We start from the raw sequence: 14,115 nt of genomic DNA, 5'->3' as shown, positions 1-14,115 counted from the left end.
ACAGTGATCGTGTCCAGGCTCAATGCACCGCGCAGGCGTCCACGTCGGCGGTCCGTCCCTCGAAGGCGGCCGGGCCGCTCGCGCCCGGTGACGGCGACGGGCCGGCCGCTCCCGAAGCCACTCCCGAAGCCGCCGCCGAAGCCGCTCCCGAAGCCGCCGCCGAGGTCGAGGTACGGGCCGCCGCGGGTGAGGGCGCCGCCGTCGGCCCCGTCCCCACCGGGGCGGCGGACGGACTCGATCCCGGGGGCCGCACCTCCACCGGCCGGTCGTCCCGCAGCGCCGTGAACAGCTGGGTGGTCTGCGGCTGCACGAACTCGTCCCGGTCCGAATCGAACCGGTACGGCCGCCGCGGCGCCGTCAGGAAGGTCACGTCCGAGGACGGGATCCCGCGCAGGTCCTGGGTCAGGTCGTACAGCGCGCCCAGCGAGGAGAGCCCGCCGTCCGCCCGCACGGCGGAGGTGGCGGCGTCCAGCACCGGCCACAGCTTGGTCGGGTTGAGCAGGACGTCCTGCGACTGCACCTTGCGGATCAGCGCCGCCAGGAACTGCTGCTGACGCCCCATCCGCTGGGTGTCGCTGCCGTCCCCGAGGGTCTCCCTGGCCCGGACGTAGCCGAGCGCCTGCTCGCCGTGCAGGGTCTGCCGCCCGGCCGGGAGGTCCAGCTTGGCGTCCTTGTCGTGGATCGGCTGCGGGACGCACACCTCGACCCCGTCGACGGCGTCCACCATCTGCTTGAAGCCCGCGAAGTCGACGATCACGTAGTGGTCGATCCGGATGCCGCTCAACTGCTCCACGGTCCGGATCGAGCAGGCCGGTCCGCCCGTCTCGAAGGCGGCGTTGAACTGCGTCAGCGTCGGTCGGCTGCGGCTGCCGTCCGGCTTCTCGCAGGCCGGGACGCTCACCATGACGTCGCGCGGGATGGAGACCGCGGTCGCGTGCCGCCGGTCGGCCGCCAGGTGGAGCAGGATCGTGGTGTCCGAGCGCTGGCCGCCGGCCGCGCCGTAACCGGCGTTGGCGCCGGTCCGGTCGTCGCTGCCGATCAGCAGCAGGTTCTCGGCGCCCTGGGCCCCGGCGGTCCGACTGGGCCGCTCGGCCTCCAGCCGGGCCAGCAACTGGTCGGTGGTGGAGTCGGTGCGGATGTTGCCGTCGAGCTTGCGGTACGCGACCCAGAGCAGCGTGCCGCAGCCGATGAGCAGGAAGGCGAGGACACCGGCGGTGACGATCAGCCACCGCCGGCGTCGGCGTCCGCCCCCGCCGGGCGCGGCCGGCGCGGCGGGGGGTTCCGGGTCCGTCGGTCCGCCCGCCCCGGTGGCGCCGTCCGGCCCGTGCGGCCCGTGCGGCCCGTCCGGCGGCTGTCCGGTCGGCGTCCGCCCGGTCCTCGGGTGTCCGTTCGGGAGGGGGTCGGTCGGGAGGTGCTCGGTGTCGTCCTCGGCCATGGCGGGGATCCCTACCCGCCCGGCCGGGGCCGGGGGTTACCCGAGGCGCAGTGTCACCCGTTCGGATTCGACCCGCTTCTCCCACTGCTCGGCGTCCAGGCCGTCCGCGTTGCGGCAGAGCACCACCGACGCGCCGGCCGCCAGCGGCGCCAGCAGTCCGGCCTCCAGCCCGGACCAGTCGTCGAAGGAGAGCGTGGAGAGCACCCGGTCGCCCGGCCCGAGGCCGAGCCGGGCGGCGCCCTCGCGCGCCAGCTGGACGGTCTGGTCCCCGGTCAGCTTCAGCGGCAGGCCGTCCACCACGGTCTCCAGCGCCGGGGCGTCCGGGGTGACGGGGGAGTAGGGGGCGAACCGGTCGCCCTGCCCGGGCACCTCGGCGGCGTAGTCCAGGAAGCCGTCCGGGCGCTGGGGGAACCGCCCGCCGAGCGGCCGCAGGGCGAGCGCCACCCGCTCGCCCTCGCAGGCGTGGGCGGCCTCCAGACCGTCCGGGCCGCTGACCACCAGGTCGGCGGCGGCCGGGTCGCCGGCCGGGACCGCCGTCACCCCGACCGACCAGCAGGCGAGCAGCCAGACGGCGCTCTGCCAGTGGGCCGGGAGGAGCAGCGCGGCGCGGTCGCCCGGACCGGCGTTGAGTTCGTCCTGGAGCAGGTTGGCGGTCTTGGCCACCCAGTTGTCGAAGGTCCTCGCGGACAGCTCCACGCGTTCGCCGGTGGCGTCGTCGTAGAAGGTGACCAGTGGGGCCGCGGGGTCGACCGAGGGAGTGCCACCTCGCAGGTAAGCGTGCAGCAGCTCGACGGGGGTACGGGCATCGGCAGCGAAAGGCGAAGTCATGGTGCGCCCCAGCCTACGGCCTTCGGGTGGACGTTCGGGAGGGGTGGCGGAAGGGTCGCCGGGTGGCGTGGCGGACCGGTCGGAATCCCGTGAACATCCGGTTTATGCGCATCTCTCCCCGTGCTTGCCGCGGCCGCCCGCCCGTCGTCCTGCTCGCCGTCTGCGCGGCCGTCCTGACGCTCCCGTCGATCCCCGCCGAGGCCCGGGCCGGGGGCGGGGCGCCGGGGGACCGGCCGGGGGCGGCGGGGCCGGCCGGCGGAGGCTCCGTCACCTCGCTCCCGCTGGCCGGGGGGCGACTCCTGGTCGGGCGGACCGCCCGGCGGTTCGAACTGCTCGGCGTCGGCTGGGACGGTCCGGCGCGGGCGCTCGCCGGGGGCACCGTCCGGGTCCGGGTCAGGGACGCGGCCAGCGGGGCCTGGAGCGGCTGGCACGAGCTGGACGCCGACGGCGAGGACGGCCCGGACACGGCGGCCGCGACCGCGGTCGGTCACGCGCCGCGGGGTGCCACCGCCCCGCTGTGGACCGGCCCGAGCGACGGTGTCGCCGTCGAGGTGACACCCGGTCCGGCCGGACCGCCGCCCGGGCTGCGGGTGGCCCTGGTCGACCCGGGGGAGGGCGTCCGCCCCGCCGGCGCGCGGAGCACGCCCGCCGACCCGACGTCCGGCTCCCCGGCCGACCCGACGTCCGGCGGCCGCCGGACCGGCCACCAGGCCCCGCGCCCCGGGATCGTCACCAGGGCCGGCTGGGGCGCGGACGAGTCGATCCGCGAGCCCGGGTTCGAGTACACCGGCCCGGTCCGGGCGGTCTTCGTCCACCACACCGCGACCACCACCGCGTACCCGTGCTCCGACGCGCCCCGGCTGATCCGGGCGATCTACGAGTACCACGTGCGGAGCAACGGCTGGCGGGACATCGGCTACAACTTCCTCGTCGACCGCTGCGGCACCGTCTACGAGGGCCGGGCCGGCGGCACCGATCTGCCGGTGCACGGCGCGCACACGCTGGGCTTCAACACCGACTCGGCGGGCGTCGCGGCGATCGGCACCTATGTCACCGACCTCCCCCCGGCGGACCTGCTGACCGGCCTCGCCCGGATCGCGGCCTGGAAGCTCGGCCTCACCGAGCAGGACGCGGCCGGAACCACCCGGCTGGTCTCCGGCTCCGACGGCAGCCTCTACCCGGCGGGCACCGGCGCGGTCTTCCAGGCCGTCTCCGGACACCGCGACGGCTTCAACACCGAGTGCCCGGGCGACGCCCTCTACCCGAGGCTTCCCGAGCTGCGGACCGCCGCGGCCGGGCTCCAGGGCCGCTGACACCCGGACCCGCGGCGCCGGGGCCGGCCGTCGGCGCCGTACGTCGGGCGCTGCGCCGGGCCGCCTACACGGGGCCCGGCCCGCGCCCGATCAGCGCCCGCAGCTCGGCCGTCAGCGCCCGCGCGAGGTCCGGCCGCCGCTCGTACCGGGCCGGGGTGGTCTGCAGCAGCGCGATCCGCCAGCCGGCGCCCGCGTCGACCGCGATCACCGTGTGCAGCGCGTTCAGCGCGGGGTCGAGGTCCTCCGCGTCGTCCGGCACCAGGCCGGCGACGGCGTCCAGCCGCGCCACCCGGGAGCCCAGCGCCCGCACCCGGCGGACCTTGGCGACGAACTCGGGCGTCGGGTCCCCGGCGAAGAGCAGCCCGAGTTCGGCGGCCATCACCGAGCGGCCGCCGTACCGGGTCCCGTCGAAGCCGATCAGCTCGCCGTCCACCGCGAACGGCCCGGCGAAGGCCGCGCCGTCCCGCAGGTTCCAGCCCTCCAGCACCCGGTGGTAGAGGGAGCGCACGGCGTTCTCGTCACCGGCGGACAGCTCCGGCACCCGCGTATCGTTCATGTCCCCATGGTCGGCGGACGGCGCAGGAGGTGCACGGCGGTGAGCGGGACGTCGACGGGCGGGCACGCGCCCGGAGCCGCCGGACCCGATGCCGGAACCGTCCGCCACTGGCGGCCCGGCTTCCCGCTGGACGCGGCCCGCACCCTGTTGCCGCTGCGCCGGGGCCCGGCCGACCCGGCCTACCGGAGGACCGCCGACGGTGCCCTCTGGCGGGCCGCCCGTACCCCGGGCGGCATCGGCACCCTGCGGATCCTGGCCCGGCCCGCCGAGGGCGTGGTCGAGGCGACCGCCTGGGGCCCGGGCGCGGCGTGGCTGCTGGACGGCCTGCCCGGTCTGCTCGGCGCCCAGGACGACCCGGCGGGCCTGGTCCTGCCCCCCGGCCCGCTGCGCGAGGCGCAGCGGGGCGCGGCGGGCGTGCGGCTGACCCGGACCGGCCTGGTGCTGGACTCCCTGGTGCCGGCGATCCTGGAGCAGAAGGTCACCACCGGCGAGGCGTACCGGGCCTGGCGCACCCTGCTGCGCGCCTTCGGCACCCCGGCTCCCGGCCCGGCCGTGGACCTGTGGGTGACGCCGTCGGCCCGCGAGTGGTCCCAGGTGCCGAGCTGGGAGTGGCACCGCGCGGGCGTCGACCCGAAGCGCTCCGCGACCGTGCTGCGCGCCGTCCGGCTGGCCCCCCGGCTGGAGGAGGCGTCCGGGATGGACCACGAGGAGTCCTTCGCCCGGCTGACCGCCGTCCCGGGCATCGGCGTCTGGACGGCGGCCGAGACGCTGCAGCGCAGCAACGGGGACGCGGACGCCGTCTCGGTCGGTGACTTCCACCTGCCCAACACGGTCGGCTGGGCGCTGGCCGGCCGGGTCCGCAGCGACGACGCCGAGATGCTGGCCCTGCTGGAGCCCTACCGCCCGCACCGTCACCGCCTCTGCCGGATCCTGCTGTCGACCGGCACCCATGCCCCCCGCTTCGGCCCCCGCCTCACGCCCAACGACCACCGCCGCCGCTGAAACCACGCGTTCAGGTGAACTTCGCGTGCGCCTGCGTCCACCTCGCGACAAGGGCGGCAGGCTGGCCGCATGGAAGCAACCATGCGCGAGCTGAACCAGCAGACGGCCAAGGTGACAGGAGCCGTCGAGCGCGGCGAGACCGCCACCGTCACCAAGGACGGCCGCCACGTGGCGACCATCCTGCCACCGCACCTCGCCGGGCCCCACTACCCGTTCCGGACCGACCCGATGGGCGACGACCTCGCCGACATGCCGAGCTTCGGCGGCGGCCGTCGGATCCTCGACGACCTGGACAGCGCCATGGAGGGGTCGGGGAGTGAGCACCGTTGCCGTCCGAGCAAAGGGCCCACTTGTGTACGCAGTGAGGTGTACGCTCGACATATGGCCGAATCGCTGAGCATCCGTGAAGCCCGAGCCCATCTCGCCGAAGTCGTGACCAAGGCGGAGTCGGGCGAAATCACTGTGATCACCCGCAAGGGAGAGCGTGTCGGCGCGGTGGTGCCGATCGAGATCCTGGACGCGATCGAGGAAGCAGCGGACGAACTGGCCGCTCGGGAGGCGGAGCTCCACCGCAACGACCCGACGGTGAGCATGGCGGAGCTGCTGGCCGATCTGTTCGACGCGCCCCCGGACGCGGCCGGGAGCGCCGCGTGAAGTACGCCTTCCGGTTCACCACCCACGCCCAGCGCCAGCTGAGGGCAGTCGGTCAGGTCGAGGCCATGCGGATCCTCACCGCCCTGACGGCCCTCGGCGACGATCCATTCGCCGAGGGCCTCGGCGTGAAGAAGCTGACCGGGCACGACGGCCTCTACCGCCTCCGGGTGGGCGTCTACCGCGTTGTCTACGAGGTGAGGAGCGGCGAGATGGTCGTCCTGGTGGTCAATGTGGGCAACCGGCGGGACGTGTACCGCCGCCTCTGATCCCTACCGCACCTCGATGAAGGCGTCCGCCGTGCGCTCGGGGCGCGAGCGCGGCGGCTCGGCGGGGCGGCCGACGGCGACGGCGCCCATCGGGTCCCAGTGGCCCGGGAGGTCGAGCACCTCGCGCACGGTGTCGCGGCAGAACATCGTCGAGGAGACCCAGGCCGAGCCGTAGCCCTCGCCGGCCAGGGTGACCAGCAGGTTCTGCACGGCGGCGCCGACGGCGACGGTGAACATCTCACGCTCTGCCGCGGCCCGGCGCGGGTCCGGGTAGTCGTGCGAGCCGTCCATGACCAGGCAGGGGACGACCAGGTAGGGGGCCGCGCGCAGGACGTCGCCGCGGGCGGTGCGCCGGGCGGTCCTCTCCTCGTCCCAGCCGTCCAGCTCGGTGAGGTCGCGGCGCCAGGCGGCGAGCATCGCGTCCAGCAGCCGGGTCCGCACCTCGGGGGTCTCCAGCAGGACGAACCGCCACGGCGTGGTGTGGTGCGGCGCGGGCGCGGTGGCCGCGGCGGCGACGGCGCGCCGGACGGCGTCCGGGTCGACCGGTTCGGCGGTGAACGCGCGGACGGTGCGCCGCTGGGTGACGGCCTGCCGGATCGCTTCGGAGGTGCCGAGCCGGAACATGTCGTCGGCGGCGGGCCGCAGCATCGGCCGGACGCCCTCGCCGTCCTCGGCGGTGACCAGGTGGCCGAGGCCGCGGACCACGGCGACCGGGGTGCCGGTGGCCTTGCCCTTGACCAGGTCGGCGGCGCCGGCGAGCTCGTCGGCGGTGGCGGTGACGGTCTGGAACAGCTCGTTGCCGTGCGAGTCGGCACGCCCGCGGTGGTCCTCCAGGACGGCCAGGCCGGCGGCGCCGATGGCGACGTCGGTGAGGCCGTTGCGCCAGGGCCGGCCGAAGGTGTCGGTGACGACGACGGCGAGCCGGCGGCCGGTGAGCTGCCGGAGCCGGGCGCGCAGCGCGCGGGCCGAGGCGTCCGGGTCCTCGGGCAGCAGCAGGACGGTGCCGGGCGCGGTGTTCGAGGCGTCCACCCCGGCGGCGGCCATGACCAGGCCGTTGCGGTTCTCGACGATCCGGATCGGGCCGCGCCGGGCGACCAGCCGGACGGTCTCGGCGTCGATCGCGGCCTCCCGGTCGGCGGCGTGCAGCAGCCGGCCCTCGGCCTTGCTGACCACCTTGGAGGTGACCAGCAGGATGTCGCCGTCCTCGTAGTCGGCGGCCTTGGCGATCAGTTCGGCGAGGTCGCTGTCGGCGTCGATCTCGGGCAGCCCGGGGACCGGGAGGATCCGCAGGCTCACCCGCGCACCTGCTCGGCGAGCGCGAGCGCGGCCCGGGCCATGTCGGCGGTGGCGGCGACGTCGGTCATCAGCAGCGGCACCGCCCGGCAGGCGATCCCGCCCGCCTCGACGGCGGCGACGGCGGCCTCGTCGACGGTGTCCACCAGCCAGCCGTCCAGCAGCCCGGCACCGATCCCGCCGGTGCCGCTCCGCGACGCCTTCCGGCTGCCGTAGTTCAGCGCGACCGCCTCGGCGGTGGCCTCGACCCCGACGGCGGCGAGCACCTTGTCGGCCATGCCCCGCACGGGCGCGCCGCCGATGATCGGGGAGAGCCCGACGACCGGGGCGGAAGCGGCGGCGACGGCGTCCCGGATGCCCGGTACGGCGAGGACGGTGCCGATCGAGACGACCGGGTTGGACGGCGGGAACAGGATGACGTCGGCCTCGGCGAGGGCCTCCAGGACGCCGGGCGCCGGCTTGGCGGTCTCCGCGCCGACCGGCACGATCGCCTCGGCGTCGACGGCGGCGTGCAGCTTGACCCAGTACTCCTGGAAGTGGATGGCCCGGGTGCCCTGCTCGTCGGTGATCCGGACATGGGTCTCGACCCGGTCGTCGCTCATCGGCAGCAGCCGCACCCCGGGTTGCCAGCGCACGCAGAGCGCCTCGGTGACCTGGCTGAGGGTGTAGCCGGCGGCGAGCATCTGGCTGCGCACGAGGTGGGTGGCGAAGTCCCGGTCGCCGAGCCCGAACCACTCGGGGCCGACGCCGTACTCCTTCATCTCGGCCTTGATGGACCAGGTCTCCTCGGTCCGGCCCCAGCCCTGCTCCTCGTGGATGCCGCCGCCGAGGGTGTACATGACGGTGTCGAGGTCGGGGCAGACCTTGAGCCCGAAGAGGTGGATGTCGTCACCGGTGTTGCCGATGACGGTGATCTCGTCCTCGGGTCCGATGGCCTCCCGGAGTCCGCGCAGAAAACGCGCTCCGCCGATCCCGCCTGCCAGTGCCACGATGCGCATGCGCCCATCCTGCCACGCGCCGACAGGTCGTCAGCCCGACCCTCGACAACCGCGTCCGGTGCCTCAGTGGGCCTCGGCGGACGTCTGCGGGTGCTGCTCGGGAACGGCGCCGGTGCCGTACTGGTTCATCTCGGTCAGGCCGGGGCTGTAGAGGTGGATCGAGACGGCGGGCTCCAGCGAGGCGTTGACCACCTCGTGCAGGTAGCCGGGGGAGAAGACCCGTCCCCAGCCTCCGGCGGGGGAACCCTCCGTCCCGCCGGGGCGCAGGGTGCGGGAGCCGAGGCCGCCGGGGGTGGCCCCGGCCGGGTGCCGGGGGAGGGTGAGCGAGCGCTCGACCAGCTCGCCCCGGACCACGGCCATCACGCCGGAGGAGGCGCCGTGGTCGTGGAAGCCGCTGCTCTGGCCGGGCAGCCAGCTGAGCAGCCAGACCTCGTAGCCGGGTCCGGTCTCCAGCCGGGCGTACCAGCGGGTGAGCGCGTCGTAGCGGACGAGCGGCTCCCAGCGGTCCCGGTCGGCGGCGATCTCCCGGACCAGCCGGGCGTACCCGGCGACGGTGGTGGGGTGGGCGGGCAGGTCGGTGCGGGCGAGGTGCGGGAAGGCGAGCGGGTCACCGGCGATGGAGACGTCGCTGAGGCCGTCGGCCCAGGGGTGTCCGCCGGGGTGTCCGCCGGGGCGGGCGGAGGGAACGGGCGGGAGCGGCCGGGTGTGCTTGTTGCGGTCGCGGTTCCGCTTGCGGATGCGGATCATTCGCACGGGAGTCGTCCTCGGAGGGCTGGTTCGTCAGGGGAGTCAGCCGGGTCCGGGATGTCCTGGGGCGGGAATCGCGGGCGGCCTCTGTGCTTCCTGGGCGGCGCGCGGCGGGACGGCGGGCGCCTAGATACAGCGGCAGGAACAGAGGCGACAACAGGAGTTCACGGCAGGGCGGAGCGTGGAACCGCTCCGGGGGCCGAGGAACTCTGACATAGGGAAAAGGACAACGCATCCGCGGGGTCGATGTCAACTCGGGGAGAGCGGACATTCGGGTGAGATCAACCATGAACTACCCGATGGAGTGATAAATCACCCTCTATGTTTCGATGGGAAGATCGCCGGGAAGGCAGGGCGATGACCGGCCTGTGGCGGTGACCTCGTGTCACCCGGCCCCCGGTGGCGAATGGTTCGTCGTCCTTCGCGGGCAATCGGGCTAGAGGTCCGATGTGTCCGGTTATGTACACTATTCGTAACGGCTTGGTGCCAGGGAGTGAATCCCGGCCCCAATACCAGAGCTCGGCTTGACTGGGCCAGAGTGACGCAACTGTAATTTCACTCGTGTCGTCGGCCGCACGAGGCAACGGCAACCACGGGGACGCCAATAGGGGCAGAGGAGGCGCGCCACATGAGCGAGCTCTTTGAGCTGTTGATCGGTGACGGCATCGAGGAGGAGGAAGAACTCGGCTGGCAGGAGCGCGCACTCTGCGCGCAGACCGACCCCGAGTCCTTCTTCCCGGAGAAGGGCGGCTCCACCCGCGAGGCCAAGAAGGTCTGCCTCGCCTGCGAGGTCCGCTCCGAGTGCCTGGAGTACGCCCTCGCCAACGACGAGCGCTTCGGCATCTGGGGCGGCCTCTCCGAGCGCGAGCGCCGTCGGCTCAAGAAGAGCGCCGTCTGACCGGGGTGGCCGCAGCCCCCGGAACGTCCGGATCCCCCAGGCTTCCCCGGATCCGCCGCCCGCGGAACCCCGACCGGCCGGCCCGCGCGAACAGCCCGCGGCCGAGCGCCTCACCCCCTGTGGTGAGGCGCTTTCGCGTTCCCGGGCGGACACCGTGGACGGAGCCGACACCCGGAGCCGTTAGTGTGGTGCGCCATCCGGTTGCCGTTCACCGGCTGTGTCCACCGAGAACTGGGGCCCGCGCACTCGATGACCGTCTACAGCCACCAGAGCGGCTCCTCCGCCAGCAGGCCGCCCGCCTACCCGCGCCATCTGGTCACCGCCGTGATCGTCTCCCACGACGGCGCCCGCTGGCTGCCGCAGGCCATGGCCGGCCTGCTCGGCCAGGACCGCCAGGTCCAGCGCGTCCTCGCGGTCGACACCGGCTCCACCGACGACTCCCCGCGCCTGCTCGCCGAGACCCTCGCCGACTGGCTCCCCGACAGCGGCCCGACCGTGCTCGGCCGCCGGGCCGGCTTCGGCACCGCCGTCGCCGAGGCGGTGTTCAGCAGCCCGCCGCTGCGCGCCGAGGACCTGCCCTACCGGCTCGACCCCTCCGGCTACGACCCGGTCACCGGTGGCTGGGACGACTTCGGCGATCCGCTCGGCGAGGAGAACGACCTCGGCCGGGGCGGGCCCCGGGAGACCACGCCGGTCGAATGGCTCTGGCTGCTGCACGACGACTGCGAGCCGCAGACCGACGCGCTGCGCCGGCTGCTCCAGGTCGCCGACTCGACCCCCAGCGCCGCCGTCGTCGGCCCCAAGCTGCGCAGCTGGTACGACCGCCGCCAGCTGCTGGAGGTCGGCGTCAGCATCGCCCGCTCCGGCCGCCGCTGGACCGGGCTCGACCGCCGCGAGCAGGACCAGGGCCAGCACGACCAGGTCCGCCCGGTGCTCGCCGTCTCCACCGCCGGCATGCTGGTGCGCCGCGACGTCTTCGAGGAGCTCGGCGGCTTCGACCGGGCGCTGCCGCTGATGCGCGACGACACCGACTTCTGCTGGCGGGTCAACGCCGCCGGCCACCGTGTCGTGGTCGCCCCGGACGCCGTGCTCCGGCACGCCGAGGCCGCCAGCCGCGAGCGCCGCGCCATCGACTGCGGCCCGGCCCACCCGCACCGGGTCGACAAGGCCGGCGCCGTCTACACCCTGCTCGCCAACTCCAAGGGCGCGCTCCTCCCGTACGTGCTGCTCCGGCTGGTGCTCGGCACCCTGCTGCGGGTGGTCGCCAACCTGCTCGGCAAGGACCCCAAGCAGGCGTTCGACGAACTGGCCGGCCTCGGCCACGAACTCGTCCGGCTGCCCCGGCTGCTGGCCGCCCGCAAACGCCGCGGCCGCACCCGCTCCGCCGACGCGCTGGACGACCGCACGCTCTTCCCCGCGCCCGGCGCCACCGCCCGGCTCGCCGTCGAGGGCGTCGTCGGCTCGCTCGGCATCGGGGGCGGCGACGACGCCGGCGGCCGGCACGGCTCGGTCGAGGCCGGACCGGGCGACGAGGACTCCGAGGACCTGGTCGTCGAGCAGTTCGCGCTGATCAAGAAGCTCGTCCGGCGCCCGGCCCCGGTGCTGTTCGCCGCCCTGCTGGTGTTCGCCCTGGCCGCCTGCCGCGACCTGCTCGGCGGCGGGGCCCTCTTCGGCGGCGCCCTGCTGCCCGCCACCGACGGCGCGGCCGGCCTCTGGTCGATGTACGCCGACGCCTGGCACCCCGTCGGCACCGGCTCCACCGCCGCCGCGCCGCCCTACCTCGGGGTGCTGTCCATCCTCTCCTGGCTGCTGTTCGACCACGCCGACCTCGCGGTCACGCTGCTGGTCGTGCTCGCCGTCCCGCTCTCCGCCGTCAGCGCCTACCTGGTCTCCCGGCCGCTGATCGACTCCAAGCTGGTCCGTGCCTGGGCCAGCGCCACCTACGCGCTGCTGCCCGCCGCCACCGGCGCGCTCGCCCAGGGCCGGATCGGCACCGCGGTGCTGGCCGTGCTGCTGCCGCCGCTGGCCCGGGCCGCCGCCGTCACCGCCGGCCTCGGCATCCGCGCCGAGAGCGCCGCCAAGGGCGCCCGCCCCGGCTGGCGCTCCGCCTGGATGACGGTCCTGCTGCTCACCCTGGCCACCGCCTTCGTCCCGCTGGTCTGGGCGCTGGCCGTGCCGCTCTGCCTGGCCATGCTGGTCACCGCCGTGGTCCGCGGCGGGGCCTTCGGCTCGGGCATCACCGCGCTGCGGCTGCTCGGCCTGCGCGTCCTGGTGGTCCTCGCGGCGCCGGTCGCGGTGCTCGCCCCCTGGTCGCTCCAGGTGCTGTCGAACCCGCAGCGGCTGCTGCTGGAGGCCGGTCTGCCCGGCCTGCACGGCTCCGGGCCGACCTCGGCCGGGCTGCTGATGGTCAACCCCGGCGGTGCCGGGGTGCCGCCGGTCTGGCTCTCCGCCGGTGTGGTGCTCGCCGCGCTGGCCGCCCTGCTGCGCGCCGACCGCCGTCGCGCGGTGCTGGCCGCCTGGGGCGCCGCCGGGGCCGGACTCGTCTTCGCGGTCCTGGTGGCCGGCACCGCGGTCACCCCCGCCTCCGGCGGTCCGGCCGTTCCCGCGTGGTCCGGCCCGGCCACCCTGCTCGCCGGTGTCGCCCTGCTGGCCGCCGCCGCGATCGGCGCCGACGGCGCCAACGCCCGGGTCGCCGGCATCGCCTTCGGCTGGCGTCAGCCGGTCGCCGCGCTGGTGGTGGCGGCCGCCGTGCTCGCCCCGCTGGGCACCGGCCTCTGGTGGGCCGTCACCGGCGCCGACGGCCCGCTGCACCGGGGCCGCGGCGCCCAGGTGCCCGCGTTCATCGCCGAGCAGGCCGGCACCACCGACCGCTCCCGCACCCTGGTCCTCACCGGCGATCCGAAGGGCGGATCGGTCACGTACACCATGGTCCGCGGCGCCGGACTGACGCTCGGCCAGGCCGAGTCCACCGTCGACCCGGACACCGGCACCACGGCCGGCCTGGACCGGACCGTCGGCAGCCTGCTGGCCGGCTCCGGCGCCGACCAGGCGGGCGCGCTCTCCCGCTACGGCATCGCCTACGTGCTGGTCGACCAGCCGCTGATCGGCGCCTTCAAGGACGTCCTGGACACCACGCCCGGCCTGGTCAAGGCCAACCAGGACGGCGGCGCCGCGCTCTGGCAGGTCGACGGCACCCCCGCGACCCGGGCCCTGATCACCGCGCCGGGCACCGTCCCGGTGGTGGTCCCGTCCGGGCCGCGCGACATCGACACCACCCTGCCCGCCGGGCCCGAGGGCCGGGTGCTGCGGCTCGCCGAGTCCGCCGCCCCCGAGTGGACGGCCACCCTGGACGGAACCGCCCTGGAGCGGGTCACCGTCGACGGCTGGGCGCAGGGCTTCAAGCTCCCCGCCGCCGGCGGCAAGCTGGTCCTCACCCGCGAGGGAAGCCTGCTGCACACCGGCTGGATCTGGGGCCAGCTGCTGATCGGCCTGACCGTCCTGGTGCTGGCCCTGCCCGGCCGGCGCAACCACAAGGACGACGACCTGCCCGAGGACGTCGTCGCGGCCGCCGAGCTGGCCGCCGCCGCCCAGGCGCAGGCCCCGGCCCCCGGCAGCCGCCGGGCCCGCCGGATGGCCGAGCGGGGGGAGGGCGCCGAGGGCGAGGGCCCGGAGCCCGCCGACCCGGACGCCGGGGTGTACCAGGGCCGACCCGGCCCGGTCCCGGCCCAGCCGTCCGCCGAGCCGTCGGCCGGAGCGGTCCTGGCGGCCGCCGCCGCGCAGGAGTCCGAGCCGTACGCCGACCCGTACCAGACGTACCAGCAGGCCGACCCCTACAGCTACGACCCGTACGCGCAGCAGCCGACCGGCGCGCCCTACGGCGGACAGGGGTACGGCGGCCAGGACGGCTACCAGCAGCAGGGCTACCAGCAGCCCTACCAGGGCGAGCAGCAGTACGGCTACGACCCCTACCAGCAGCCCGAGCAGCAGCCCTGGGTGCCGGGGCAGCAGTCCGAGCCCTACTACGAACAGCCGGACCCGAACGACCCGGGCAACCCGCAGGACCCGAACAGCCCGCACGGCCCGGGCCGGTACCCGCACCACCACGGATCGGGGAGCTGACCCGCG

12 protein-coding genes are annotated in these 14,115 nt (G+C 75.3%); 6 read left to right on the top strand and 6 right to left on the bottom strand.

Going from position 1 to position 14,115, the window contains the following annotated elements; all coding sequences use genetic code 11:
• Nucleotides 1-19 precede the first annotated feature (19 nt).
• A complete protein-coding gene (locus ACIQ9P_RS37640; RefSeq protein ID WP_402366526.1) occupies nt 20-1,435 on the bottom strand; it encodes an LCP family protein in 1,416 nt (471 codons plus the stop codon).
• Nucleotides 1,436-1,471: 36 nt separating this feature from the next.
• A complete protein-coding gene (locus tag ACIQ9P_RS37635; protein ID WP_402366523.1) occupies nt 1,472-2,263 on the bottom strand; it encodes a TIGR03089 family protein in 792 nt (263 codons plus the stop codon).
• Between the two features lie 104 nt (nt 2,264-2,367).
• On the opposite strand from ACIQ9P_RS37635, the gene ACIQ9P_RS37630 reads away from it, so the two are divergent.
• Entirely contained in the window at nt 2,368-3,576 is a 1,209-nt protein-coding gene (locus ACIQ9P_RS37630; RefSeq protein WP_402366520.1) for a peptidoglycan recognition protein, read from the top strand.
• Between the two features lie 64 nt (nt 3,577-3,640).
• Here ACIQ9P_RS37630 and ACIQ9P_RS37625 read toward each other — a convergent pair whose 3' ends face one another.
• Nucleotides 3,641-4,132, bottom strand: coding sequence for an SgcJ/EcaC family oxidoreductase (locus tag ACIQ9P_RS37625; RefSeq protein ID WP_402366517.1), 492 nt, complete (start codon nt 4,130-4,132; stop codon nt 3,641-3,643).
• A gap of 6 nt (nt 4,133-4,138) precedes the next feature.
• Between ACIQ9P_RS37625 and ACIQ9P_RS37620 the strand changes: the two genes are divergently transcribed.
• The 3 genes from ACIQ9P_RS37620 (at nt 4,139) to ACIQ9P_RS37610 (ending at nt 6,054) form a co-directional block, all read left to right on the top strand.
• Complete coding sequence (locus tag ACIQ9P_RS37620; protein ID WP_402366514.1) at nt 4,139-5,134, top strand: DNA-3-methyladenine glycosylase family protein; 996 nt, start codon at nt 4,139-4,141, stop codon at nt 5,132-5,134.
• A 381-nt stretch (nt 5,135-5,515) separates the two neighbouring features.
• Nucleotides 5,516-5,788 carry a type II toxin-antitoxin system Phd/YefM family antitoxin gene (locus tag ACIQ9P_RS37615; protein ID WP_402366605.1) on the top strand — a complete coding sequence of 91 codons (273 nt, stop codon included), beginning with the start codon at nt 5,516-5,518 and terminating at the stop codon, nt 5,786-5,788.
• Nucleotides 5,785-6,054: a type II toxin-antitoxin system RelE/ParE family toxin gene (locus ACIQ9P_RS37610; protein ID WP_402366511.1), complete on the top strand. Its 270-nt coding sequence runs from the start codon at nt 5,785-5,787 to the stop codon at nt 6,052-6,054. Before ACIQ9P_RS37615 ends, ACIQ9P_RS37610 begins: the two co-directional genes overlap by 4 nt.
• 3 nt (nt 6,055-6,057) lie before the next feature.
• Here the strand turns inward: ACIQ9P_RS37610 and ACIQ9P_RS37605 are convergent, their stop codons facing one another.
• The 3 genes from ACIQ9P_RS37605 to ACIQ9P_RS37595 all read right to left on the bottom strand — a co-directional run bounded on the left by ACIQ9P_RS37605 (nt 6,058) and on the right by ACIQ9P_RS37595 (nt 9,098).
• Nucleotides 6,058-7,350, bottom strand: a complete 1,293-nt coding sequence (locus ACIQ9P_RS37605) for a coenzyme F420-0:L-glutamate ligase (protein ID WP_402366508.1) — start codon at nt 7,348-7,350, stop codon at nt 6,058-6,060.
• Nucleotides 7,347-8,345 (bottom strand): 2-phospho-L-lactate transferase, encoded by a 999-nt coding sequence (gene cofD / locus ACIQ9P_RS37600; RefSeq protein WP_402366505.1) that lies wholly within the window; start codon nt 8,343-8,345, stop codon nt 7,347-7,349. Before cofD ends, ACIQ9P_RS37605 begins: the two co-directional genes overlap by 4 nt.
• A gap of 63 nt (nt 8,346-8,408) precedes the next feature.
• Nucleotides 8,409-9,098 carry a cysteine dioxygenase gene (locus ACIQ9P_RS37595; RefSeq protein WP_402366502.1) on the bottom strand — a complete coding sequence of 230 codons (690 nt, stop codon included), beginning with the start codon at nt 9,096-9,098 and terminating at the stop codon, nt 8,409-8,411.
• Between the two features lie 622 nt (nt 9,099-9,720).
• Between ACIQ9P_RS37595 and ACIQ9P_RS37590 the strand changes: the two genes are divergently transcribed.
• Both ACIQ9P_RS37590 and ACIQ9P_RS37585 read left to right on the top strand, forming a co-directional pair.
• Nucleotides 9,721-9,990: a WhiB family transcriptional regulator gene (locus tag ACIQ9P_RS37590; RefSeq protein ID WP_030310813.1), complete on the top strand. Its 270-nt coding sequence runs from the start codon at nt 9,721-9,723 to the stop codon at nt 9,988-9,990.
• A gap of 249 nt (nt 9,991-10,239) precedes the next feature.
• On the top strand, nt 10,240-14,109 hold the full coding sequence (locus tag ACIQ9P_RS37585) for a glycosyltransferase (RefSeq protein ID WP_402366498.1): 3,870 nt from the start codon (nt 10,240-10,242) through the stop codon (nt 14,107-14,109).
• The last annotated feature ends 6 nt before the right edge of the window (nt 14,110-14,115 follow it).

It is taken from the genome of Kitasatospora sp. NPDC094019 (genome assembly GCF_044764505.1).
In the GTDB taxonomy this organism is placed as follows: Bacteria; Actinomycetota; Actinomycetes; order Streptomycetales; family Streptomycetaceae; genus Kitasatospora.
The sequence above is the reverse complement of the archived record's forward strand: the minus strand, read 5'-3'. Positions and strand labels throughout refer to the sequence as shown.